This window comes from Corynebacterium sp. sy017, from assembly GCF_017918135.1.
Taxonomy (GTDB): domain Bacteria; phylum Actinomycetota; class Actinomycetes; order Mycobacteriales; family Mycobacteriaceae; genus Corynebacterium.
Window position 1 is genome coordinate 1 of the sequence record NZ_RZUE01000001.1, and the last position, 25,141, is coordinate 25,141.

Below are 25,141 nucleotides of genomic sequence, written 5' to 3' on the forward strand. Positions count from 1 at the left end.
TGGTTGTTGTGTCAGGGGTACACCCGGTCCCATTTCGAACCCGGTCGTTAAGTCTGATTGCGCTGATGGTACTGCATCTGGGAGGGTGTGGGAGAGTAGGTCGCTGCCAACATTGGTTTTTTAATATGGTTGTGGGGTGTGTGCCGTGTGGTGCACACCCCTTTTTTTTGTGTGCTTGTGTGTTTGTGTGGCGCACAAGGGGGGCACAGGGGGTGCGGCAAGTGGTGCCCGGGGGGTGTGTGCTACCCGTGGGGTACGACGGGTGCATCGTGCACGCTGTCCGGGGGTGTGTTGTGTGTGGGGGTTTGTTGTGGGGTGGTGTTGGTGCGTATTGTGTGGGGTGGGTGTCATAACATCAAAAAAGGACAAAAAGCATGTGGACCAGTAAGAATTACCGATTGTTGATGGCTGGGCAGACTGTGAGTGTGATTGGTAATCAGGTTACTTCCTTTGCCTTGTTACTCGTGGTTCTTCATGTTACGGGTTCCTCTGCAACAGCTGGTGTGATTTCTGGTCTTTGTGTTTTAAGCATGGTTGTGTTTGGCTTGCCGATCGGTCAAGTCGTTGATCGGTTTTCTCGGTTGTATATTTTGCGGTTATCTGCGACTGTGGGGATTATTGGGTCATTGTTATGTGTGTGGGCTACTGAAGTTGATTTTTCGGTAGTTCTTTTTTGTTTTGCTGCCGTTTTATTGGGGGTGGTGTCGTCGGCTTTTGGTACAGCAGAGCGTGCTTTTCTGAAAGAGATTGTGGAGCCTTCTTTATTGGCAAAGGCTATGGCGGTTAATCAAGGACGTTATAGTGTTGGGGTTCTTGTTGGGCCGTTACTTGCTGGTATGTTGCTTTCTGTTTCTGATCAGGCACCTTTTTGGGTTGATGCCGTGTCATTTGTGTGGGTTTTGTGTTGTGTGATGTTGATTTGTCCTATTGCAGTTCAACAAAAAACCGGTGTTTGATGTCAATTTTAGTAGAGCACAGCATCTAGAGGACACCGATACCCCGCAGACCCCCAACTCACCCCACCACCTGAACCCCATGATGTCACCATAAAATCTACACATTATATGACCCGGCTCACCAGGAAGGTCGATTTTCGTACACACCTATAATGGGGGATACGCCTCCGTTTCCATGCAAGGGTCAAGATAATGTTCTAAGGTTCAATTCAGCCGAAAGCAGATGCAGTATAGAGAATCGAAAATAAAAGCGTACCCAGAATTTTTTCTTTACTGAAACCAAGAAAGGTTGACGCAATGAGAAAAACCATGAAAGCAATTGCACTAGGTACCACTCTCGCATTAAGCTTTCCCCACAGCATCGCAGGTGCAGAAACTGACAATGAAAAAGAAACCGTCTGGTCGGAAGATGCAATAGCAGAAACGCTAGAAAATATATCGGAAGAGGATCTCCAGTTTGTCGAAAAGGTAGCTTCCATCGGAGAGCACTACCAGGGAGCAGAAGACGGAAAGCTAACTGTTGACCTGACCGATGAGGAAATCAAGTCAAACTACGATTTCTCAGATTCCGAACTTGAGCAGCTTCACGCAATCATGAATCTCGATCGAGAGACCCTTGATCGCGGCAAGAATGATAAGCGAATTGTCACAACATATGACCACCGTCTTGGACACATCAGTAATAACGATCTCGAGTACGGTGCTGCAGCTACTCTCGTTGTTGCAGCCGAAGCGGGCTCCTATGCCTTAGAGGCAGCCTTCATTGCCTGGGCATTCATCGAAGCAGGTCCAATTGGGACACTGGTTGCCTCAGTCGGTGGTGCACTCGGTTTTGCTTTCTTCGCTGATCTCGCTCTTAAAATCACTGGAGCTGTCGCACAGGGTAAGGGGATAACTTTCTATAGCAAATGCGGCTTCCCGCCGCTCAGGGCAGAAATCGAAGGTGATTAATATGATGTCGTCTACTGGGTTCACATCTCGAATTTATGAGTTGATTGGTGCAGTTTTCGCAGTCTGCGCATCTTCCATCATAGAGGTTCATGGGTTTTCCGGTTTTCTCGCAGATTCTTGGTACCCATGGATGTATGCAATAGTCATGCTTGCAACATTCGGGATGGCCGTTTATGCGAAGAGGAATCTACAGAACAGGTGGGCAGAGCAGATTCGCACCACGTTATTTTTCATGGCAATCATTTTCATTTCCATAGCATTGCCCAATGACATTTCACGTGCTGTTACTATCATTTTTGCAGTTACCCATCTATTTATCCCGACGAAACTTAATTCAAACCGGGATAAAATAGAGGGAAACTAGCCAAAAGGCCGCATTGCAGTTGGTAAATAAAGTGCTGTGTTCTACCAAAATTGACATAGACTAACATGCCCCTCACCTGCACAGACAGGGACACAACCTGGCATAAAGTGTCCTCTTTTTCACGTTGTTGACGGGGGTGCCGCACTCTCTAATTGGTAAAATACCAGGAAAATATCTATATATTTTATGGGTAAGATCTATAGTCAATTTTGGTAGAACACAGCCCAACAGCACGTGTGCGGGGTGTGCGGGGGCACGCTACCCGTGAGGGTGCGGCAAGTGGCGTCTGGTGCGGGGTGTGCTGTGTGCGTGAGGGTGCGGCACACCAGGAATGATCCTCTTGGTTAGTGGTTGCATTTATCGTAGGGGTCTCCTAAAGGTAAGCTGTCTACTGGATTTTTAGTCAGATTCTAATTTGTAACAGGATACCCATGCTGGATCGTACAATAAGCTCGTATTCTCAACGTGCAACTGAATATATTAAGGTATTAGGTTCCATTGAAGGTATGGACCCTTTTGATATAGCCCTTATTAAAGATTGGGGTTGTAATGTGGAAGGCGCTATTCTCGATGCGGGAGCGGGGCCAGGGCATTGGAGTGGATTATTAGAAAAATGTGGATGTGATGTCTATGGAATGGACATGGTTCCTGAGTTTGTGACTACTGCTGCTCAGCGTTTTCCTGATGTTGAATTTGTTTACGGAAATATCTTGAATGTACCTTTTCGGGATTCTCTTTTTGATGGCGTTCTGGCCTGGTATTCGCTTATTCACATGGAATCAGATACTTGCGCTTACGCATTAAAGGAATTGGCTAGAATTCTTAAACCGGGTGGAACTATTCTTGTGGGTGCTTTTCTTGGTGACCATGACCAGGCTTTTGACCATGCAATTACTCAAGCTTTTTATTGCTCAGAAGACAGATTATCTGAACTGCTAACAGTAGCTGGTTTTTGTATTTGTTCTGTTCAGAAACGGCACCCAGATAATGCTCGTCCTCATATTTCAATCGTGGCAGAGCGCATCTAAAACACTAAACGTCGGGTGTTGGTATGAAGATACTCTTGCGGCAGTGATGATCGTAAGAGGGACAGTTCACCAGAGTTGCTGCAAAAATAGCTCGTAGGGTGCCTATGTGGAGGAAAGAAGAATGCACCTGCGAAGCGATGGTTTTCACTGTAGCTTAGTGAATTTGTAGAAGAACTTGATGGGGGGGGGGACACCATCTTATAGAGTAGAATGCGTAGTTTTCGTTACATCTTGTTGTGCTTGAAAATTTGAGCTAGAAGTGGGAAAACCTGTCTAAGGATAATAGTGATTACTGAACTTATAGTAGAGAATATTTCGCTGAATATAGAGCACCGAGCGATTTTAGAGTCTCAATCTTTTTGTCTTTCCTCGGGAAAAGCATTAGGTATAACAGGTGCCAATGGTGCAGGGAAAACTATGATACTAAAAATTTGTGCCGGGGTTCTCACACCATCTACCGGGACTGTGCATTATCTCAAAGACAAAAAGTTAATCAGAGCTGAAAATGCTCGTGGGCATATTGGAATGGTTCTCGGAAGTCCAGTATTCTATCCCGGTCAAAGCTGCCGAGAAGTAGTTCGATTTCATGCAGCGCATTTTGATGGGAAGTCGGAAGTGGACGTCACACTTAAAATGTTTGGTCTAGAACAAGTTTTAGATGCGTCGCATGAAAAACTTTCACTGGGACAACGAATGCGCTTGGCGCTGGCGAGGGCGTGGATAACTAATCCAGATGTATTGATTCTTGATGAACCAGATAACGCTCTCGACGATGTTGCAATGAATATCCTGCTTCAAGAAATAAACAAGAAATTAGATTCTGGCAGGATATGCATACTTGCGACACATAATAAAGATTTACTAAAGAAAATGGCGAATGATAATAGATGGGATTTTCTCCATCTGGAGAAGAACATATGAATTATCCATATACTATATCGACAAAAGAAGTTGTGTGCCGTTGTGCAGTATTCAGTGCTGTTATTTTTCTCGCGCTACTTTTCTTTTCTATTGCTGAGCCAAGTGAATCAGAGATGAATATCCAAACATCGATATTACCTTGGTTTTTATCATTGGCTATTGGCGTGTGGGTGTTTTCCGTCGTCAATACTGTTGCACAGCGTGAAAAATTGCTACAGCTTTACAATCGCAAATTTCTCTCTATTTTTATCAGCTACCCATCCAAATCTGGAGCATATTTTGCTAAAGATTGTCGCAGAATGTGGCTATACACAGCACTAATTGACTTCTGTGGTTTAGTCATCCCTATGGGTGTAGGTCTATTATTTGTGCATCCATCTTCCGAAGTTTTCATTTCAGTCAGCATTGGTATGATCTTCAGCGCGATTCTAGCAACCTCTATATCAGTTATCGCAGTTTCTTGTGGAGTGCGGTGGGCAAGTGATTCAGGTGCAATTTTAGTCTCATTCTGCCTTTCTATGCTTGTAGCAAATGGGTTTGCCAATGGACCTTCGGGGGCCTCACTATCGACAATTATTTGTTGTTCGCTTGTTATGTTCTGCATAGCTATTGGTGTATTTCGATACACAACAGCCTGGCTTTCGACGCAGGAATTAGTCTGAATTACTTTAAGGAGAGACATATGAGTAAAAGTGATTGGTTGCTTACTATTGCAGCTCTATCTTCTCTTTTACTGGGGCTGGGATTCATTATTATTTTTTACAGCACTAGCCTATTAGATTTTTCCACAATGCTCGCTAACGCCATCTCCTTCATAGCGTTAGCGATTGGGTTATGTTGTGCCCTAGGGTGGCGTCGAAGGCAGACAAAAGCAAAGTCTTAGCGCACATCCAACTCTCGGTAGCGGTTAATAGCCGCCATGACTTCCAATACCCTGGGTAGAGCAAGATGCCCCGGGTGAGTAGTCCCATGACCTCCTCGACGTTCCCCACCGCTCAAAGAATCCATGCCCTCCTGCTGCGCCCGCATAATAAGCTCTGAAACCTGCTCTACCAGTGGCGTTGTATCATCATCACGGTCTTTGAGTACACCAATAATCCGCGCAATAGCCTGGGTCTGTGATCTATCAACTAACTGTGCCACGGCACTAAGATCAATAACGCTGCGACCAAGAATAATGCTATCCTCGGACTGCGCCTTTGGGGGTTTAGCGCCATGTTTGCCAAACTTTTCGCTTCTAGCTAAACCGCCTTGGCGTAAGCGACGTGCTGCAGGAAGCTCAAAAGTCTGCGCTGCTGCAACTGGTTGAGTGTCAGCTGGTTGGGTGGGAGTTGGCTGACTAGTACTTGGTTGAGTCACAGCTGGTTGAGCCCTCAGAGTTGGCTCTAGCCCTTGCGCCTGCTCCGTCACATCCTGTGGCTCATAAGAATCCATCATGATCACATGATCTGCCACATCAAAGAAATCCCCAGAACCACCGGCAACAAGAACAGTCGAAACACCACAATCTGTGTACAGTGCACGAATCCTGTCAATAAAAGGGGTAATAGGCTCCTTATGGGCAGGAACAATGCTGCGCATCCGTTGGTCACGGATCATAAAGTTTGTTGCCGACGTATCCTCATCAATGAGCAAACAATCAGCACCTGCCTCCAACGCCTCCATCAAAGATGCCGCCTGGGAGGTAGAACCCGAAGCATTCGTAGTAGAAAAATGGCGGGTATCAGTGCCCGAGGGCAAATTATTGATGAAAGGAGAAATATCAGTACGCACCACACTACGCCCGTCTTCGGCACGGATAGCACACGCATCAGGGCAGGTGATTGCCCACTCACGCCCATCACCCGCAATGTGGTTATAAATACCGCGCTCTATAGCCCGCAACACAGTGGATTTACCGTGATAGCCACCACCAATAATCACACTAATTCCTTGCGGCACACCCATGCCTGTGACCTCACGCCCTGACGCCAGGCGTATCGTCGTGCGCAAAGATTCAGGTGAGGAAAACTCCCGTGCCCCCTCCAATGGCAGATTAGAGTTCCCCGCAGCACGCGGCAACACACTGCCATCACCCAGAAAAGCCACAAGCCCTCTGCGCGCAAGTTGGCTCCGTAGATCTTCCTGGTCACAGACCAATTGGATATGTGCCTGGAGTTCCCGAGCATCCATATCCCACACAGCTGCTTGCGCTAGATCCGGTAGAGTCTCGTAGAGTAATTTTTCTGCCGCATAGCCCCGGATACGACGCCCCCTCGCCGGCAATGCCACCTCAATCCGCAGCTCAGCATATTCTTTTGTGAGTACGACGGCAGCCCGCGGGAGAACTTCCTGCCCAGGAATATCAATAGCAATAGAGCCGTGTTCTTTATTGCCTGTGAAACGGTATTTTTTGATTTCACGGGCGAAACGTCGTGCAATAAAATCTGTTGCGGCGTGATAGGCGGCACGGTGTTGGCTAGGTCGGCTACAGCGAGATAGTTCTGCTATGACTGTAGGGTCAACTACTGCTTCCGTGAGATTGAGCCTGATCCTGGCTAGTGAAGGGGCAGCATAGGGGTCTGATTGGACTCGGTCAATAAATAGATCAGTGTCATGGTCAATATCCCAGCGCCCACGGAGGCGTTTATATGCGCCAAAACTAGCACCGTCAATGTCACGGAAGATACTCATAGTCTCCCATGCTAGTGCATTGGTTTCTTCTTCCGTGGTTTTGTGAGCCAGGGGTGAAACTTCTGAGTTAGAAACGGAAGGATCAGGTAAACCATCAGTGGCATCACGATGACCACAGCAAGAGTAACTTTCACAGGAAGTGGTGTTGTTGCTGGTAGAAGCATTGATAGGAGGATATTGATGGTCATGGTCATGGGGTAGAAACCGCAGAAAATAACAATCATCTGTTTCCAGCGTGGGGGAATGATGCTTTCTTGTTCTGCAGCTGTAGGAGCGTTGGTATGTGATTCCCCATCTCTATCTTCTATAAAGCTGTCGACGTTGTCCGTAGCTTGAATACCATGAGAATCATCATCGATGATTGGGCTATCAAACCAACCTTCAACACCTGTGCGCTTATGGGCTTTTTCTTCTTGGATATGCTCCTTAAAGCGCTGTGACCAGAGCTTACGCTCCTCTGATTGTTCCCAGAATGCTAGGTTTTCTGGGGAATCAAAGCGATAAATCATCACCCACAGGTCAGAGTTGGGTTGAGTCCGGATAAACCCAGATCCTAGGTAACCAGGGAAATTAATGATGATGCTTTGCCCTATACTAAACCAGGGTGCAACCTTCTCTGCGGCGTGTGTGTCCACTTTTCTAAAAATTTGGACAGTAACAGAGGATGGTGAAACTGCCTTATTAGTTTGAGATGGTGTACTCATAGGCAGGATTTTAGTGCTTGATATTCTTTGTTGGAATGCGACTGAAGAAATTTTACCTAAAATTAATTTTATGAGCCCATCGCCCTCTTTTATGACTTTGCTTACCATGATGCTGAAGCATCGTGTTGTGCTAACGCTAGCAATTGTTTTGTCGCTTATTGCCTCGGCGGTCAATCTTGTTCAGCCAATGATTATTAACACCATGATCAATAATTTGGGGGATAAGCCGGTTAGTTCTTCGGTAGTTCTCTTAATCGCATTACTTCTCATTGGTGCCATAAGTAGTGGAGTACAGATTTATTTGCTTAACAAAACCGCGGAGCGATCTGTGTATATCACGCGGCGTGCTCTTATCGCTCGAGTGCTGCGTTTGCCTATGAGTCGCTTAGATCATGTGCGTTCAGGTGATCTTGTTGCACGACTAAGCTCGGATACTACTGTTATTCGTTCTGCGTTTATCGACGGGTTTGTGGATGGCATTGCCAGTGTCGTAACAATGATAGGTGCCATTGCCTTTATGGTGATCGTCGATCCGCTGTTATTTGCCGTTGTCGCTGCTGTACTGGGTGTATGCGTGGTAATTGTCCTGTTCCAGTCATCCAAGATGCAGAAGTACACCAAGCAGCTTCAAGAAGCAGTGGGAGATGTGGGCGCGGATATGAATAGAGCTCTGGTTGCTGTTCGTTCAATTCGTGCCGCTAATGCGCAGGATAGGGTAGAGGCTGAGCTAGATAAGCAGTCCGTGCGCGCATGGGATCAGGGTAAGAAAATTGCTCGATACGCGGGTATCTTATACCCAGTTACAGGTATTGCTATTCAATTATGTTTTCTCATGGTTCTTGGTGTTGGTGGTACTCGTGTTGCTCAAGGGGTCATGAGCCTGGGAAATCTGGTTGCATTTGTGATGTATTTATTTACGCTAGCGATGCCGTTGGGAATGCTGTTCCACTCAATTACGACGATCCGCTCAGCAATGGGGGCTGTTGAAAGGATAGAGGAAGTTCTGTCGTACCCGGCAGAGACTGATGATGGGCCTGATATAGAGCCTTCGGGGGATTTATTTTTTGTGAATGTCAGTTTTCGTTACGATCAGGAATCAGAGATGATTCTCAAGGATCTGAACTTCCATATTCCTGCTGGTACCACGACTGCTTTTGTGGGTGCTAGTGGTTCAGGGAAATCCACTATTTTGGCTCTGATACAGCGTTTTTATGACCCGTGTGAGGGGCAGATTCTTGTGGGGTCTCAGAATGTTTTTGATTATAACCGCAGTTCGGTGCGTCGTTGTATTGGTTTTGTGGAGCAAGAAGCTTCTGTTTTATCGGGAACTATACGGGAGAACTTGTTATTGGGTCATGCTGATGCCACGGATGAGCAGTGTTGGGATGTTATTCGGAAGGTTGGTTTGGAGGATAAACTTTCTGGGGCTCAGGGGTTGGAGACTTTTTTGGGTGAGCGGGGGATTAATCTTTCTGGTGGGCAGCGTCAGAGGTTGGCGTTGGCTCGTATGTTGTTGATGGATACTCCTATTTTGCTTTTGGATGAGCCGACGAGTGCGGTGGATTCTCGTAATGAGCAGCTTATTCTTGACGCTATTGCGGATCGTTCTGAGGGGCGCACTCTTGTGATGGTGGCGCATCGGTTATCAACGATTGTGGATGCTGATCAGATTATTGTTATGGATCAGGGGCGTATTGTTGCTCGTGGTACGCATGAGACTTTGATGCGTAGTAGTTCTGTGTATCAGGAGCTTGCACGTCATCAGTTATTGGATTAGCTATTGGTCTGTCTCGCCACGATTGATAGTTTTCAACACCGCTAGGAGCCTTGAAATAGGATAGACAATCGCGAGATTGTGATAGTCCTTAGTAATTTTTCTCTACAGCTTAAGAGATTTTGGCGCACTTAAAAGAAGTTGTGCATAGCGAGCTGTGATAGAATCCAATCATTATTTGCTTGAAGAAAAGCTAGTTGGTATTCAAGAAAAACCTACATTATCTACAAGAATTAGCACGAGGAATATGCCTGAATATAATTCACATCGATACACGCGAAGTGGCGATAAGAAATCCGAGAGTACCTCTCGAAACAAACAACATCATGGTGATCGGCATGAGAAATCTGACGTAGAACGCCCATCTCGCTATCAGCGTCATAATGATCAAAATTCTAAGCAGCGCGATGACGAAAAGCACTCTCGCTATGCCGGATCAAAACGTCGGACGCGGCATTCGCAGCGTGGTGGGAAAGGGCGCGATAATTTTCATGGACCACATCGTGCGGGATATCGCGATGAGCGTATAGCAAAACGACAGAATGAACCTGATTTACCAGGCGATATTGACATAAAAGATTTAGATCCATTGGTACTGCAGGATTTGCGTGTGTTGTCTAAAGACAATGCGGATATTGTAGCTAAGCATCTGATCATGGCGGCAACACTGCTGGTTGATGATCCACAGCTGGCCTTGCGCCATGCTCGTGCGGCTAAGGATCGTGCTGGTCGTGTGGGAGTTGTGCGGGAAACAGCTGGTATTGCTGCATATCACGCCGGAGAATGGAAAGAAGCATTATCTGAGCTGCGGGCTGCACGGAGGATGGGAAATGGTCCAGGTCTTGTTGCGGTCATGGCAGATTGTGAACGTGGTTTAGGTCGTCCAGAAAAGGCGATTGAGATTGCACGAGAACAAGATCAATCTCAACTGGATCTAGAAACAAAAATTGAGTTAGCGATTGTTAGCGCAGGTGCGCGACAAGACCTAGGGCAGTATGACTCTGCTCTTGCTACTTTGGAGCGTGCACCTTTATCTGCTCGTCGCACTGGCATTTCTTACGCTCGCCTTTCCTATGCATATGCTGATGCGCTGGTGGCAGCTGGTCGTATTGAGCAAGCGCGAGAATGGTTCCGGAACGCAAATAAGCAAGATATTGATGGCTTGCTTGATGCATCTGAGCGTCTCGAAGAATTGCAGTAAACGGCTAAGGTTAATAGATTAAGTAGGTAGTGATATGAGCTTGTGCACGCATTATGATGCAATGCTCTTCGATCTTGATGGCACGGTTTGGGAGGGCACGACTGCATTGCCACACGCAGTTTCTGTCCTCAATGCACTTGATGCTCATATTTTTTATATCACCAATAATGCTTCGCGTAGTGCACAAGAAGTCACTAAATTATTGAATGAATGTGGCATTATGGCTCGCACTGATCAAGTGCTGACGGCAGCACAGGCAGCAGTCAATCTTGCTACGCAGCACCTTCAGGCGGGGGACACGGTGCTTGTGCTTGGGGCTGATTCATTTCGAGATCTTGTGCATGAAGCTGGATATCGCGTGGTGGATAGTGCTGATGATAATCCTAAGGCTGTAGTGCAAGGGCATAGTCCAGAAACGGGTTGGAAAGAACTTTCAGAGGCAGCCTTGGCTATTCGACGTGGTGCCAAATACTTTGTGAGTAATTTAGACGCTTCTTTGCCGTCACCGCGTGGTCTTATGGTTGGTAATGGTTCAATGGTCGCTGCAGTTGTTTCGGCCACTGGTCAGCAACCTATTTCTGCAGGTAAACCCGAACCTACATTGTTTCATCAAGCAGCACAAAAATGTGCTGCGCGTCGTCCGCTTGTGATTGGTGATCGTCTTGATACGGATATTGCTGGTGGCGTTGCTGCTCACATGGACACATTGCACGTTCTGACTGGTGTTTCGCAAAGTTATGAGCTTATTCACGCAAAAAGCTCTCAGCGACCAACATATATCGCTCAAGATCTACGGGCATTGCATGAGGATAGAGATCGGTTAACACCCCAAGAACAAGGTGGCTTTATCGTGCGTCGAGATGCCCGAGACATTATTCTCTCCGGTGGTAGTGAACAGTCTCATAGCATTGAAGCATTGCGTAGTGTCGTGGCATATGCGTGGCAGGATGAGCAATTTGAGGGAAACATTATTGCTGAGAGTCCTCGTGCTCAGCAGATACTTGAAGAATGGGCATGATGAACCATGAACAAACCTATGAATGCTGCGCCAAAGCCACATGATCCCAGGAAAACTCATCAGGTAACTGTGGAGGAACTTAATCAGGAGTTTGAGTCCTTTTTCTCACAGGTTGTTACCTCTTTACAAGAAGAATATATGAGGCTTGACCAGGCGCATTCTGTGCTCCATAAGGCATTGGGCTAGTAGGAAGGTAAGAATTAGGTGAGCACTGCTAGGCTCGATGCAGAAATTGTACGACGCGGTCTTGCGCCTTCACGAGAAAGAGCACGATTGCTCATTAAAGAAGGAAAAGTATCTCTACCAGGCTTTTCGACGATAAAACCAGCCACTCAAGTAGATGAGACAACGCACATTATCATTGATGCGATTGAGCAGGACTCCTGGGCTTCTCGAGGGGCTCATAAATTATTGGGTGCATTAGCTCATTTTGAGAAAAAAGGACTGCAAGTAGCTGAGAAGCGTTTTTTAGATGCTGGAGCATCTACTGGTGGTTTCACTGATGTTTTGCTGCGTCATGGGGCACGAGAAGTGGTTGCGGTGGATGTCGGACGCGATCAGCTCATACCTCGATTGCAGTCGGATCCACGCGTAGTAGTCATAGATGCTATGAACATACGGTATCTCGATGTATCGGATACGAATGGTTTATGCGATGCTATGGTCGGTGATTTATCTTTTATTTCGCTTACTCTTGTGCTGGAGTCTATTGCACGCGTATTGCACGATGAGGCTGATTTATTGCCTATGGTCAAACCTCAATTTGAGGTAGGAAAAGAACGGCTTAGTCACACTGGCGTTGTTAAAGATCCTCACTTGCGTGTTGAGGTAACAACCAAAGTAGCAGAGTACGCACAAACACTTGGTCTTAGCCTTATCGACGTTGTCGCTAGTCCATTACCAGGTCCATCGGGTAATGCTGAATACTTTTTATGGTTGAAAAAAGATAACGGAAAACGAAAAATGGAGCTGACAGCTGTTAAGCGGTTGGTGCGTAAAGCCGTAGAGGAAGGACCTTAGACAGATGGCTGCACAAAAAAAGCGTGAAGTATTATTAGTGCCGCATTGTGGCAGAGCCACTAATGTTGAATCTGCGGCTCTAGCTGCAACTATGCTGGATGAAGCACGTATTGGTGTGCGCATTGTTGTGCCGGATAACAATCCAGGTGTTGCTGATCATCCGGTGCTCAAACATTTTCCGCAAGTGCCACATAATGAACACGCAACTGATGGAATTGAATTAGTCCTGGTGCTGGGAGGTGACGGCACTTTTTTGCGGGCAGCTGATTTGTCTCATCATGCGGATATACCTGTCCTAGGGATCAATTTGGGGCATATTGGTTTCCTTGCCGAATGGGAACAAGATGTGTTAGATGAGGCAGTAATTCGGGTGACGCAAGAAGATTATCGGATCGAAAAACGTATGACCTTAGATATTACTGTGCGCGATGAGCATAATGATGTCATTGGTAGAAGTTGGGCACTCAATGAGGTATCAATCGAAAATAGCAATAAAAGTGGAGTGCTTGATGCGATTCTCGGTATCGACGGCAGACCAGTAAGCTCTTATGGTTGTGATGGCGTTATTGTTTCGACGCCCACCGGTTCGACTGCATACGCATTTTCAGCAGGAGGACCCATCCTATGGCCGGAACTTGATGCCATTCTTGTTGTGCCGAATAACGCTCATGCTCTCTTTACGAAGCCTCTAGTGGTGAGTCCAGCCTCGACAGTAGCCATAGAAAGCGCAGCGACGACCAATACCGCCACTGCGGTTATGGATGGATTCCGCAGAATTAGTATGCCACCAGGTTCACGAGTTGAAGTGTGTCGTGGTGCACGTGATGTGAAATGGATTCGTTTGGATAATTTGCCTTTTACTGATCGTTTAGTGCGTAAATTGCACCTACCGGTAGAAGGCTGGCGTGGCGTTAATAACTCGCATTAAAAACCATTGCCATTCATTATTGAATCATCGGATCAATGAATCAATGGCAAATGATAAAGCGTAAAAATTCTCGCACATATTTTCGCATGATTGTTTTTCATGCTGTACTATGTTCAGTATGCTCGCGGAAATTGCGATTGAAAATTTAGGTGTCATCCCTCATGCATCATTGGAACTAAGTAAGGGGCTTAGTGTCCTCACTGGTGAAACTGGTGCAGGTAAAACGATGATCATTACCAGTCTAAGATTATTGACTGGTGGCAGAGCTGATTCTGCTCGTGTGCGAGTAGGTAGCGAACAAGCAGTGGTTGATGGCACTTTTAGCTTTGAGGGGATCAATGCTGACCAAGCAGAGAAAATTGATGAGTATGCACAGCAATTGGGGGCAATTGTTGATGAGAATGGAGAATATCTAGCAAGTAGAGTAGTCAAAGCAAGTGGACGCTCTAAAGCATATTTGGGCGGTAAAGCGATTCCTGCTGCGCATTTAGGAAAATTTAGCACTGAGCTATTAACTATTCACGGGCAAAATGATCAGCTCAGACTATTGAATTCTGATAAACAGCGTGATGCACTTGATCGCCTAGACCCAAGCATAAAGGGATTAGTATCTTCCTATCAGGAAAGTTTTTTCCGCTGGCGGGAATTATCGCGAGATCTAGAAAAACGTACCGCGTCTCGTATGCAATTGGCACAAGAAGCTGATCGCTTAGAATACGCTATCAAGGAAATAACGGATATTGATCCTCAACCTGGTGAAGAACAAGAGCTAGTAGAGCAGATTCGACGTTTACAAGATGCTGATGAACTGCGAGAAGCATCTACTCAAGCATTAGTAGCGCTTGATGGTTCTGATTCTCTCGGCGATTTTCCAGATAATGGGGAATCGGCAGCTTCAGATTTATTGGGGCAAGCGGAAGCTGCTCTAAGTTCAGCTGATGATGTTCAATTAGGGCAGTTGGCGTCTCGTCTTGCTGAGGCTCGAGTTATTCTTGGTGAAGTATCAGCAGAGCTAGGTACTTTTTTATCACACTTACCTACTGATGCTCAGGAATTAGAACAACTTTTGACTCGTCAACAACAGTTAAAAACGCTTACTCGAAAATATGCTCCTGATATTGATGGGGTTCTTGCATGGTTAGCTAAAGCTGAAACCAAATTAGCTAGTTTAGATTCTTCTCCAGAAGCATTGGAAAAACTAAAACATGAGGTTGATGCTGCCTATGTTGAAGCCAAGGAAAAAGCGGCTAGCTTAACTGAGAAGCGTCGTGCAGCAGCCAAGCAACTTGCGGAGTTAGTGACCGAAGAACTACATGGGTTATCTATGCCAAAAGCTATCTTTCATGTTGCACTAACTGATACTGAATTACATAAGTACGGATGTAATGAGGTGGAGTTTCAATTAGCTGCTAATTCAGCTATGGCGCCGCAACCATTACATAACTCAGCTTCTGGTGGTGAGCTTTCTCGAGTAATGCTTGCCTTAGAGGTGATTTTATCTGCGGGAAATCACGGTAATACCTTAGTTTTTGATGAAGTTGATGCTGGTGTTGGTGGCAGAGCAGCAGTGGAAATTGGGCGTCGACTTGCCCGCTTGGCGACAAAGAATCAGGTGATCGTCGTAACGCATTTGCCACAGGTAGCAGCGTTTGCGGATACTCACTTACATGTTTCTAAAGAAGTAGGGGATGAATCAGTTAGTTCAGTGGTCACTACCCTCAGCGATGAAGAAAGAGTTGAAGAGTTGGCACGTATGTTGGCAGGTCTGGACGATACTGATACAGGGCGAGCTCATGCTAAAGAATTACTGCAGAAAGCACAAACTGAAGTTGCAGGAATGAGAAGAGTCTGAAAATGTAAGGAAAAATGTTACTTTTTCTGCGCGTCTGCCACGATAGGAAAACTTTTTTATAGACAATAGGGAGCATGAGTCTGTTCTCGCGTACTTCTGATATTCCGGGTATCTCTGGCACAGCCCGCGATTGTCGTGCAACCTCTAAAGGGCTGAAAAAATTTGCTGCAGGTGATATTGCCGTTATTGATTGCCCAGATATTTCGAGGTCTTTTGCGCAGTATCTCATTGATGAGAAACCAATTGCCGTGGTCAATACAGCGCAATTCTCTACAGGTGCGATTCCTAATTTTGGTCCGCAAATGTTGCTCGAAGCAGGCATTGTGCTTGTTGAAGGAGTGGGAAAAGAGATCTGGTCCAAGTTTAAGGATGGTAAAAAAATCCTCCTTACAGAGCAAGGCGAATTGCTCTATGGTGACAAAACCATTGCTGCTGGTAACGTCTTAGAATTAGAGTCTGCTGACAAAATTTTTGTTGACGCACAGCAATCTTTGACTGACCACATGGAAGCCTACTTTGGTAACACAATTCAGTTCATTCAGTCTGAAGCGCCTTTGCTTATCGATGGTTTGGGAATTCCGGATTCAGGAAAATTTTTAGCGCATCGAAAAGTTCTGGTTGTTAGTCCCGGAGCTGGTTTTAAGGAACAGCTTGATCAGTTGCGCAATTTCATCCGTGAATATGAACCAGCTATTATTGCCGTGGATTCTGCTGCGGATACTCTTGTGGGCATGGGATATACTCCTGAGCTTATTGTTGGCGATCCATCAGGAATAGGTGCTGAAGCCTTGCGTAGCGGAGCGCAAGTGATTCTTCCTGCAGAACCAGATGGACACGCAGCAGGACTAGATCGCATTCAAGATCTTGGTATTGGGGCAATGACTTTCCCAGCAGCAATAGATTCTGCTACCGATCTAGCATTGTTGCTTGCTGATTATCATGGTGCAGAATTGATTGTTAATGCAGGTGCTCCTCTTGATTTGGATGCAATTTTTGCTGGTAAAGACTCGGCTATGCCTTCTTCCTTGATCACTCGAACCAAACTAGGTGAGAAGCTTGTCGACGCTTCAGCTATATCTCACCTCTATACAGTGCGTTCAAGTGCAGGAGTGGGGTGGCTATGGGCATTTTTTGGTTTGTTAGTCCTTGTGGCAGTCATTATTCTCATTGCCGGACTTAACGGAAATGGTTCTTTTGTTGATAATCTCATTGATACATGGAATAACATTGCCGTAACTGTTCAAGGTTTTTTTAAGTAGGTGCTGCATGACAGGTAGAAATAAAAACTCTGGTGGTGTGATTGCCGGTTTAGCTTTTGGCCTTGCTGGAGGAATTGCATTAGGTGTGTTTGCATTAGCGCCTAATCTTGCCGATGGTGCTAATCAACATGAGGCACAACAAACAGCACATATTGATCAAGCTCAGCAGCAATTGGATATTGCACAAGCACAAGCAAGCAGTGCCGATACCTTTATCGATACCTTATCATTATCAACAGTTGCTGCTACGCTTAAAGACCAAGCGGTCATGCTTTTTGTTGCTCCCGACGCTAATCAGAATGATGTTGATGCACTGCGTCGCTTGCTTGACGCTGCTGAGGCAAGGGAAGCGGGAGTTATTGAGCTTAAGGATAAGTTCTTTAACCAAGATGGTGCAGATAGTCTAAAAAATATCGTATCGAATACGCTGCCTGCAGGTGCAGAGTTATCTGTGCAACAACGTGATGCTGGGACACATTCTGGCGAATCTCTTGGTAGTGCAGTAATGCTTTCTGCTGATAATGCTGCACAGGCAACCAATGAAGAACGCGCAATTGTGTTGGATAGTCTAAAAGAAGCTGGTTTTTTGGAATATCAAGAGGGTACTATTTTGCCAGCTCAAGCTGCGATTATTGTGTTAGGCAATGATGATGGCAGTGGAAATTCTTATACGGCTCATGCCCAAGCTAAATTTGCGCAGGCTCTTAAGAGTCGTAGCCGAGCAGTTGTTATGGCTGGTGAGATTAACACAGCAAGCGATACTGGAGCGATTGGTATTGTCCGTTCTGAAAAAAATAAAGGCAATTCAGTTTCCTCTGTTGATTCAGTGAACCGCGCATGGGGACGGATTGCAAGTGTATTGGCACTGCGCGAACAGCTAGAAGGGCAAGTTGGAGCTTATGGGGCTGCAGCAAATGCTGATGCTACATCACCTGTGCCACATCAATCGAACGCAAGTGATCAACCTCAGTGAGAGCAGCGTTCTGAAAGCTAACAAGCCGTTTTCTATTGAGTAATTGAAATCTGTGCTCAGTAATGTTAGACTGAAAGCCCGTAGGTTATTGTATGCACCTACGGTTTTCTTTATTTATATAGATTTTCCGCAAGGACATACATAACACATAATGCCTGTACTGTAAGGTGCCTTGGCAAAATTTATACAAGTAAAGATTGTGATAGAGAGAAGGAAAGCCATATGCCTCAGCGCAATAGTGAGCATACAACAAAGTTTATTTTTGTGACCGGAGGCGTTGTTTCCTCTCTAGGTAAAGGACTCACAGCAGCTAGTTTGGGTCAGTTATTGATTGCACGCGGTTTGAGTGTGACTATGCAAAAACTTGATCCTTATCTCAACGTGGATCCGGGCACAATGAATCCCTTTGAGCATGGTGAGGTTTTTGTTACTGAAGATGGGGCAGAAACAGATCTTGACCTTGGTCATTATGAACGCTTTTTAGATCGAAATCTTACAAAAAACGCTAATGTCACTACTGGAAAAGTCTATTCCACAGTGATTGCCAAAGAGCGTCGTGGTGAGTTTCTTGGAAAGACCGTGCAGGTTATTCCGCATATTACAGATGAAATTAAATCACGTATTCTTGCCATGGCGCAGCCGGATGAACAAGGCAATCGTCCTGATATTGTTATCTCCGAAATTGGTGGCACTGTTGGCGATATTGAGTCTCAGCCTTTTTTGGAAGCTGCACGACAAGTTCGCCAAGAAGTCGGACGCGAAAACATCTTTTTCATTCATGTTTCTCTCGTGCCGTACTTGGCACCTTCAGGTGAATTAAAGACGAAACCTACTCAGCATTCCGTTGCACAACTGCGTTCTATCGGTATTATGCCGGATGCTGTGGTACTTCGTTGTGATCGTGATGTGCCCCTAGATCTCAAAAAGAAAATAGCATTGATGTGTGATATCGAAGATGATGGGGTGATCTCTTGCCCTGATTCGCCATCAATCTACAATATCCCTGAGGTGCTCTTCAAGGAACGCCTTGATACCTTTATCATCAGAAAAATGGGATTGCCATTCCAGGATGTTGATTGGACTGCGTGGAGTGACTTGCTTACTCGGGTGCATAATCCTCGCTCAGTAGTAAAAGTGGCTTTAGTCGGTAAATACATTGATCTGCCCGATGCATACCTTTCTGTTGCAGAGGCAATCCGTGCTGCTGCCTTTGCTCACCATGTGAAAGCTGAAATCATCTGGGTTACGTCAGATAGCTGTGAAACAGATCATGGTGCCCATGAGCAACTTGCCGATGTTGATGCAGTGGTAGTTCCTGGTGGATTTGGTATTCGTGGTATTGAGGGAAAAATTGGCGCAATCCGATATGCCCGTGAGAACCATATACCTCTGCTTGGTTTATGCCTTGGTTTGCAGTGTACTGTTTTGGAAGCTGCTCGTCATGCAGGTATTAACAATGCATCTTCTACAGAGTTTGATCCGCATACCACTGAGCCTGTGATTGCAACGATGCAAGAGCAGGAAGAAGCAGTATCGGGTAACGCAGATTTAGGTGGTACCATGCGGTTGGGTGCTTATCCAGCTGTGTTAGCAGAAGGGTCGGTAGTAGCTGAGCTGTACGGGACAACCGATGTGAGTGAGCGTCACCGCCATCGCTACGAGGTCAATAATAAGTATCGTGAGCGCATTAGTGCAGGATCTGATTTGGTTTTCTCTGGCACATCTCCCGACGGGAACCTTGTTGAGTTTGTTGAATATCCAAAGACCGTGCACCCTTTCTTAGTGGCAACGCAAGCTCATCCTGAATATAAATCTCGTCCTAATCGTGCACATCCGCTGTTCAAGGGGTTGATGGCAGCTGCTTTGGAACGTCGTGATGCTGAAAAATAATGACCATGGCTTTTGAGTTTTCGGTTATCAGTTCTGATTTATTGCTTGAGACGCCTATTTTTGCCGTTCGCAATGATTGCGTGACAATGCCAGAAGGCACTACGAGCTACCGACAGGTGGTTGAACATTTTGGCGGCGCTGCAATTATTGCTTATGACAAAGCAACTGAATCGATTGCACTTGTTGAACAGTATCGACATAGCGTAGCGCGACGTCTATTAGAAGTACCTGCAGGATTGATTGATAATGCACATGCGAGTGCCTATGAATGTGCTCAATGGGAATTGCGTGAAGAAATAGGTGCAGAAGCGAAAACATGGAATGTATTGATCGACCTTATGACCAGCCCAGGGTTTTGTGATGAAGCAGTACGGGTGTTTTTCGCTACAGATTTATCTCGTGTACCACGCCCTCACGTTACCGAAGAAGAAGCAGATGCAGAGATTGTGTGGATACCATTAAAGCAAGCTGTGCAGTTGATTCTCGAGGGGAAAATCTATAATGCAATCAGCGTATCTGCGATTCTTGCTGCATATTATGCCCTTGAGAATCGTTGTGAATTGTCGGAGCCCACATCAGCTTTTGCAGTACAACCTACTCGTTTAGCTAGTCGACGTCGTGAGCAAGGCTATGATGACATGAAACAATCAGGCGTTTTGGTGTTACCAGAGAAAAAGAAAGCTATTGTTAGTGACTCATAAGAAGCAAGCGCTACGTGGTCTATTAAAAATCTGGCTCACTCATTTGGGGGTTGAACAAGGAGCTAGTCAGCATACGTTGAGCAATTATCGTCGTGATGCAATACGCTATTGTGACTTTTTAGAGCGCGAGGGAATTACTGATTTAGCGCAGGTCAAAGCAACAGATATTGAACGCTATCTCATTGAGTTGCGTACAGGGAATAAGGAGCAGGGAATAGCGCCTTTAGCAGCATCGTCGAGTAGTAGGGCTTTGGTGGTTGTGCGAGGATTCCATAAATTCGCATTATCAGAGGGGGCAGTAGATGTTAATGTAGCAGCTGATATTGCGGTACCTAACAGTGGTAGGCATCTGCCCGATACGTTAAGCATTGCTGAGGTAGAGGAGCTTATTACTGCAATCGCTGTTGATGAAGCTGCGTCGGTATTAGATTTACGTGATGCGGCATTGCTCGAGTTACTGTATGGCACAGGTGCACGCATCAGTGAGATAATGCAGCTTAATCTTGATGATATAGCGGGGATAAAGGAAACTGGTATCTTAAAAATTACTGGTAAAGGTGCTAAGCAAAGAATTGTTCCTATTGGTTCGCAAGCGTTAGCAGCGGTGGAGCGTTATCTCGTGCGTAGTAGACCGGTGCTCAGTAATGGTAAGAGCCATGCACTTTTCGTGAATAAGCGTGGTGGAAGGTTATCGCGTCAAAGTGCTTGGACGATTCTGAAAAATGCTGCACAGCGTGCTGGGTTGGCCAAGGATATATCACCGCACACGTTGCGGCATAGCTATGCGACGCACCTCTTAGAGCGGGGTGCTGATGTACGTGTTGTTCAAGAATTATTGGGACATTCCTCTGTCACGACAACACAGATATATACGCATATTACTGTGGATAGTTTGCGACAGATATGGGCAGAGGCACATCCTCGGGCAAAGTAAACCTCTAGAGCTTGATATTCCTTCTTGTTCTTATATTTTATGTGGATAATTGTAGAATTAATGACATCACTGTAATTTTTTATTGTGCCGCTTCGTGATTTATTGCTTATAATCATCGGTAGTGATGTGTGTAATGTGGGTGTATCGATAGTGCAAAGTTGAGCATTGCGTATAGTCAAGGAAGAAGGGTAGATTATGGGTGATTCGGGCTTATTTGGAGCGCCTGTCAATAAAGTTGGTTTGACTGGGCGTCCGTTGCGCGAATTCCCGGAACCACAGCCACTTGATCGACACGGGCCTGCCACAATTTTGGCAATGTGCAACCAAAAAGGTGGGGTCGGCAAAACTACATCAACAATCAACCTTGGTGCTTGTTTAGCAGAAGCCGGCAGGAAAGTGCTTCTTGTCGACCTAGACCCTCAAGGTGCGTTATCGGCTGGCTTAGGTATTCCGCATGATGAACTCGACATCACAGTATATAACCTCATGGTTGACCATCATGCTTCCATTTTTAATGCAATCCATAAAACAGCCGTCGCTGGTTTAGATGTTGTACCAGCTAACATTGATTTATCAGCTGCCGAAATCCAATTAGTTAATGAAGTAGGTCGAGAACAAACTCTTGCTCGAGCATTGCGCCCTGTAATGAAAGACTATGATTTCATTATTCTGGATTGTCAACCTTCCTTAGGGCTACTTACTGTGAATGCACTGGCGTGTGCTCAGGGAGTTATTATCCCGATGGAATGTGAATACTTCTCTCTACGTGGGCTCGCGCTGCTTACCGATACTGTTGAGAAAGTACGTGATCGCCTTAACTTTAATTTAGAGATTCTTGGCATTTTGGTCACAATGTTTGATAGGCGCACTTCCCATGCTCGTGAGGTGATGTCACGCGTGGTAGAGGTTTTTGCTGATCAGGTTTTCGATACTGTCATCACGCGAACAGTTCGTTTTCCGGAAACATCGGTAGCGGGAGAACCCATCATCACCTGGGCTCCTAGTTCACCAGGAGCACAACAATATCGCCAACTAGCGCGTGAGGTGATTGAGCGTACTGATAGGCATTAGACAGTCATGACTATCAGTGTAGATTTTCCTCAAGATCAGCTAGACCATAAGGAAAAGGACGAGGCACAAGAAACACAAAAAGGTTTTCGTATCGTTCTGAATAATTTTCAAGGTCCTTTTGATCTGTTGTTGCAGTTGATTTCAGCCAAAAAATTAGAGATCACTGAAATTGCTTTGTCGGAAGTTACTGATGAGTTTGTTGCCTATACAAAAAAACTGGGTGAGCATGCTGATTTGGATGAAATTACAGAATTTCTGCTGATCGCGGCAACTTTACTTGACCTTAAGGCGGCACGGTTAGTACCTAGCGGTGAGGTCGATAGCAATGAAGATCTGGAACTATTAGAGACTCGCGATCTTCTTTTTGCTCGATTGCTCCAGTACAAAGCGTATAAAAGTGTCGCTGATTTATTTGCTACATGGCAAGAACACGCTCAACGACGCTATCCACGGGCAGTCAGTGTTGAAGAACAATTTTCCTCGATTATTCCGCCAGTAGAGATAAAACATACGCCTGCAAGTTTTGCCCAGTTAGCTGCTAGCGTATTTCGACCTAAACCACCAGAAACTGTGGCTACAGGCCATATTCATCATGTGGCAGTTTCTGTGCCGGAACAAGCAGGAAAAATTTTAGATACCCTTAAAATTATCGGAAAAAATCAGTGGCTGAGTTTTGATGCTCTTACCAGAGACTGCCAGGTATCGATGCACATTGTGGGTAGGTTTTTAGCCTTGTTAGAGCTGTATAAAGCTAAAGCAATTGACGTCGGGCAAGAAGAGTCGCTAGGACAATTGAACATTTCCTGGACAGGGCTAGAGGTAGACCCTGCAGTTGTTGCTTCATCCAATTGGTCTTAAGGGCAAGTCAAAGTATATGGAAGGCAGAGCCTGTGGATAATGATTCTATTGCCTTAGTGCAATTTGACCAGCAGCATATTTGGCATCCCTATAGTAGTTCACCCGCAAAAGTGGATCCGCTATTTGTTCATGCTGCATCAGGAGTGTATTTGCAGCTCAGTGATGGTACTCAGCTTATCGACGCTATGAGTTCTTGGTGGGCAGCTGCTCATGGACATTCACATCCACATCTTGTAGCAGCAGCGCATCAGCAAATTGATCAGATGAGCCATGTAATGTTTGGCGGTCTTACTCATCGCCCCGCCATTGAATTGGCGCAAAAGCTCATTGAGCTTACGGATTCTGCATTGACCAAAGTATTCTTTTCCGACTCGGGGTCTGTAGCAGTTGAAGTTGCTCTGAAAATTTGTTTTCAATATGCATTAGCAATGGGCAAACCTGAGCGGAAGAAAATTTTGACATGGCGTCGAGGGTATCATGGGGATACTTTTGCCACGATGAGTCTTTGCGACCCAGATACTGGTATGCACAGTATGTGGGGTGATCTTGTTATGGAACATATTTTTGCCCCACAACCGCCTGCACAGGGTAGTGATAAAGAAACAATCGACGATTATCTCACTCAGTTTGAGTCGCTTGTTGATCAAACCACAGCTGGTGTTATTATCGAACCAATTGTGCAGGGTGCAGGCGGTATGCGCTTTCATGATGCAGAGATCGTGCAAGGTATTCGGCGTATATGTGACAAACATAAAATTGTTTTTATTGCTGATGAAATAGCTACTGGCTTTGGACGAACAGGTGCGCTTTTTGCCACTCAAGGAGCAGGTGTATGCCCTGATATTCTTTGCTTAGGAAAAGCCTTGACCGGTGGTTTTATGTCTTTGGCTGCTACATTGACCACGGAAGAAATTGCACAGGCAATCAACTCACCACAAGGTGGTGGCGCACTCATGCATGGTCCGACTTTTATGGCAAATCCTCTAGCGTGTGCTGTAGCCAAGGCCAGTGTCGAGTTATTTGCTCAAAACCAGTGGCAAGCACAAGTGGCACGTATTGAACAGCAACTTCAACAGGGATTAGCTGGTATTCATTCTCCTGCGGTAGCTGATGTTCGAGTGTTGGGCGCGATTGGGGTTGTAGAACTCAAAGAGGATATTGATATGGCAATGGTCAGTAGGGTGTGCCTAGCACAAGGGGTATGGTTACGTCCTTTTGGCACGCTGATATATACAATGCCGCCGTTTATTTCTACGCATGAACAAGTAGAAAAAATTATTACGGCAATACAAACCCTTATTAAAGAGCATGAGAAAATGATAACAAAGTGATGAGGACACGTAGCTATGAGTATTTTCATCGTTACCGGTACTAACACAGATGTTGGGAAAACTATTGCTACCGCTGCTTTGGCAGTGAAGTTTCAACAGGCAGGATATGTTGTTGAGGTGCTCAAACCTGTTCAGACTGGTGAAGTACATGGTAGTGGTGATGCAGTAACTATTGAGCGCTTAAGCGGAGTGAAGGCTCAGGATTTGGTTCGGTATCCTGATCCATTAGCACCCAATCTAGCTGCACGTTATGCCGGATTGCCACAAGTTGGCTTTCGCTGGATAATGTCACAGATTCGCGATCATCATGCACGTCTAGGGGAAACGGGAATTCTATTGGTAGAAGGTGCAGGTGGCTTATTGGTGCGTCTCGCAGATACGTTTTCGATTGCAGATATTGCACAAGAATTATCGGCACCACTTATCGTCGTGAGTTCTTTAGGACTGGGTTCATTAAATAGTGCAGAGCTAACAATTGAAGCAGCACGTCATCGTGGGCTATCAGTACGAGGGATTATTGGTGGTTCTATGCCTGCAGAACCTGATTTAGCAACGCGTCTTAATATAGCTGAGCTGGAAGTTCTTACCGGAATAAAATTATTGGGATGTATCCCAGAGGGCAGCGGCCAATTGAGCCGCACTGAATTCGTTAGAATGGTAGAAAAACAATTACTACTGCCAGAAATCGAATGAACTCAAATGATAATGATTGAGTAAGACTCGATCGCAAGAAA

The 25,141-nt window shown here is 45.7% G+C and carries 25 protein-coding genes and 1 rRNA gene; 24 read left to right on the plus strand and 2 right to left on the minus strand.

Features of this window, described 5'->3' with window-relative positions:
• From rrf to EML15_RS00040, 8 genes are all read left to right on the plus strand, one after another.
• Nucleotides 1–112 (plus strand): 5S ribosomal RNA (gene rrf, locus EML15_RS00005); the annotation flags it as partial.
• A 262-nt stretch (nucleotides 113–374) separates the two neighbouring features.
• Nucleotides 375–956: an MFS transporter gene (locus tag EML15_RS00010; RefSeq protein WP_144272823.1), complete on the plus strand. Its 582-nt coding sequence runs from the start codon at nucleotides 375–377 to the stop codon at nucleotides 954–956.
• A 297-nt stretch (nucleotides 957–1,253) separates the two neighbouring features.
• Nucleotides 1,254–1,907, plus strand: a complete 654-nt coding sequence (locus tag EML15_RS00015; RefSeq protein WP_144272824.1) for a hypothetical protein — start codon at nucleotides 1,254–1,256, stop codon at nucleotides 1,905–1,907.
• 1 nt (nucleotide 1,908) lies between these two features.
• On the plus strand, nucleotides 1,909–2,271 hold the full coding sequence (locus EML15_RS00020) for a hypothetical protein (protein WP_144272825.1): 363 nt from the start codon (nucleotides 1,909–1,911) through the stop codon (nucleotides 2,269–2,271).
• A 431-nt stretch (nucleotides 2,272–2,702) separates the two neighbouring features.
• A complete protein-coding gene (locus EML15_RS00025) occupies nucleotides 2,703–3,299 on the plus strand; it encodes a class I SAM-dependent methyltransferase (protein ID WP_144272826.1) in 597 nt (198 codons plus the stop codon).
• 285 nt (nucleotides 3,300–3,584) lie between these two features.
• A complete protein-coding gene (locus EML15_RS00030) occupies nucleotides 3,585–4,220 on the plus strand; it encodes an ABC transporter ATP-binding protein (RefSeq protein WP_185967127.1) in 636 nt (211 codons plus the stop codon).
• Nucleotides 4,217–4,882 (plus strand): hypothetical protein, encoded by a 666-nt coding sequence (locus EML15_RS00035; RefSeq protein ID WP_144272828.1) that lies wholly within the window; start codon nucleotides 4,217–4,219, stop codon nucleotides 4,880–4,882. The genes EML15_RS00030 and EML15_RS00035 overlap by 4 nt, the downstream gene beginning before the upstream one ends.
• 20 nt (nucleotides 4,883–4,902) lie before the next feature.
• Nucleotides 4,903–5,103 (plus strand): hypothetical protein, encoded by a 201-nt coding sequence (locus EML15_RS00040; RefSeq protein WP_144272829.1) that lies wholly within the window; start codon nucleotides 4,903–4,905, stop codon nucleotides 5,101–5,103.
• Here the strand turns inward: EML15_RS00040 and EML15_RS00045 are convergent.
• Together EML15_RS00045 and EML15_RS00050 are read right to left on the minus strand one after the other, a co-directional pair.
• Complete coding sequence (locus tag EML15_RS00045) at nucleotides 5,100–6,893, minus strand: ABC-ATPase domain-containing protein (RefSeq protein WP_144272830.1); 1,794 nt, start codon at nucleotides 6,891–6,893, stop codon at nucleotides 5,100–5,102. The genes EML15_RS00040 and EML15_RS00045 overlap by 4 nt on opposite strands.
• An 11-nt stretch (nucleotides 6,894–6,904) precedes the next feature.
• Nucleotides 6,905–7,597, minus strand: coding sequence for an antibiotic biosynthesis monooxygenase (locus tag EML15_RS00050; RefSeq protein ID WP_144272831.1), 693 nt, complete (start codon nucleotides 7,595–7,597; stop codon nucleotides 6,905–6,907).
• Between the two features lie 70 nt (nucleotides 7,598–7,667).
• Here EML15_RS00050 and EML15_RS00055 point away from each other — a divergent pair, with 70 nt between their 5' ends.
• From EML15_RS00055 to bioD, 16 genes are all read left to right on the plus strand, one after another.
• Nucleotides 7,668–9,374, plus strand: a complete 1,707-nt coding sequence (locus EML15_RS00055; protein WP_144272832.1) for an ABC transporter ATP-binding protein — start codon at nucleotides 7,668–7,670, stop codon at nucleotides 9,372–9,374.
• Between the two features lie 244 nt (nucleotides 9,375–9,618).
• Nucleotides 9,619–10,572, plus strand: coding sequence for a tetratricopeptide repeat protein (locus EML15_RS00060; protein ID WP_144272833.1), 954 nt, complete (start codon nucleotides 9,619–9,621; stop codon nucleotides 10,570–10,572).
• A gap of 34 nt (nucleotides 10,573–10,606) precedes the next feature.
• Nucleotides 10,607–11,590: an HAD-IIA family hydrolase gene (locus EML15_RS00065; protein WP_144272834.1), complete on the plus strand. Its 984-nt coding sequence runs from the start codon at nucleotides 10,607–10,609 to the stop codon at nucleotides 11,588–11,590.
• A gap of 6 nt (nucleotides 11,591–11,596) precedes the next feature.
• Entirely contained in the window at nucleotides 11,597–11,776 is a 180-nt protein-coding gene (locus EML15_RS00070; protein ID WP_144272835.1) for a hypothetical protein, read from the plus strand.
• A gap of 18 nt (nucleotides 11,777–11,794) precedes the next feature.
• Nucleotides 11,795–12,610, plus strand: coding sequence for a TlyA family RNA methyltransferase (locus EML15_RS00075; protein WP_144272836.1), 816 nt, complete (start codon nucleotides 11,795–11,797; stop codon nucleotides 12,608–12,610).
• A gap of 4 nt (nucleotides 12,611–12,614) precedes the next feature.
• Complete coding sequence (locus EML15_RS00080) at nucleotides 12,615–13,538, plus strand: NAD kinase (protein WP_144272837.1); 924 nt, start codon at nucleotides 12,615–12,617, stop codon at nucleotides 13,536–13,538.
• A gap of 118 nt (nucleotides 13,539–13,656) precedes the next feature.
• Nucleotides 13,657–15,390 carry a DNA repair protein RecN gene (gene recN / locus EML15_RS00085; RefSeq protein WP_144272838.1) on the plus strand — a complete coding sequence of 578 codons (1,734 nt, stop codon included), beginning with the start codon at nucleotides 13,657–13,659 and terminating at the stop codon, nucleotides 15,388–15,390.
• Nucleotides 15,391–15,455: 65 nt separating this feature from the next.
• The gene (gene steA, locus EML15_RS00090; protein ID WP_144272839.1) at nucleotides 15,456–16,649 is read left to right on the plus strand and encodes a putative cytokinetic ring protein SteA; all 1,194 of its coding nucleotides are present in this window, start codon (nucleotides 15,456–15,458) and stop codon (nucleotides 16,647–16,649) included.
• 7 nt (nucleotides 16,650–16,656) lie between these two features.
• Nucleotides 16,657–17,622, plus strand: coding sequence for a copper transporter (locus EML15_RS00095; protein ID WP_144272840.1), 966 nt, complete (start codon nucleotides 16,657–16,659; stop codon nucleotides 17,620–17,622).
• Nucleotides 17,623–17,844: 222 nt separating this feature from the next.
• Nucleotides 17,845–19,512, plus strand: coding sequence for a CTP synthase (locus EML15_RS00100; protein WP_144272841.1), 1,668 nt, complete (start codon nucleotides 17,845–17,847; stop codon nucleotides 19,510–19,512).
• A gap of 5 nt (nucleotides 19,513–19,517) precedes the next feature.
• Nucleotides 19,518–20,213 (plus strand): NUDIX hydrolase, encoded by a 696-nt coding sequence (locus EML15_RS00105; protein ID WP_144272842.1) that lies wholly within the window; start codon nucleotides 19,518–19,520, stop codon nucleotides 20,211–20,213.
• Nucleotides 20,203–21,147 (plus strand): site-specific tyrosine recombinase XerD, encoded by a 945-nt coding sequence (xerD, locus tag EML15_RS00110; RefSeq protein ID WP_144272843.1) that lies wholly within the window; start codon nucleotides 20,203–20,205, stop codon nucleotides 21,145–21,147. Before EML15_RS00105 ends, xerD begins: the two co-directional genes overlap by 11 nt.
• A gap of 195 nt (nucleotides 21,148–21,342) precedes the next feature.
• Nucleotides 21,343–22,218, plus strand: a complete 876-nt coding sequence (locus EML15_RS00115) for a ParA family protein (RefSeq protein WP_144272844.1) — start codon at nucleotides 21,343–21,345, stop codon at nucleotides 22,216–22,218.
• Nucleotides 22,219–22,224: 6 nt separating this feature from the next.
• Complete coding sequence (locus EML15_RS00120; protein WP_144272845.1) at nucleotides 22,225–23,076, plus strand: segregation/condensation protein A; 852 nt, start codon at nucleotides 22,225–22,227, stop codon at nucleotides 23,074–23,076.
• A gap of 14 nt (nucleotides 23,077–23,090) precedes the next feature.
• On the plus strand, nucleotides 23,091–24,407 hold the full coding sequence (locus EML15_RS00125) for an adenosylmethionine--8-amino-7-oxononanoate transaminase (protein ID WP_144273411.1): 1,317 nt from the start codon (nucleotides 23,091–23,093) through the stop codon (nucleotides 24,405–24,407).
• 15 nt (nucleotides 24,408–24,422) lie between these two features.
• Nucleotides 24,423–25,100, plus strand: coding sequence for a dethiobiotin synthase (gene bioD / locus EML15_RS00130; RefSeq protein ID WP_144272846.1), 678 nt, complete (start codon nucleotides 24,423–24,425; stop codon nucleotides 25,098–25,100).
• The last annotated feature ends 41 nt before the right edge of the window (nucleotides 25,101–25,141 follow it).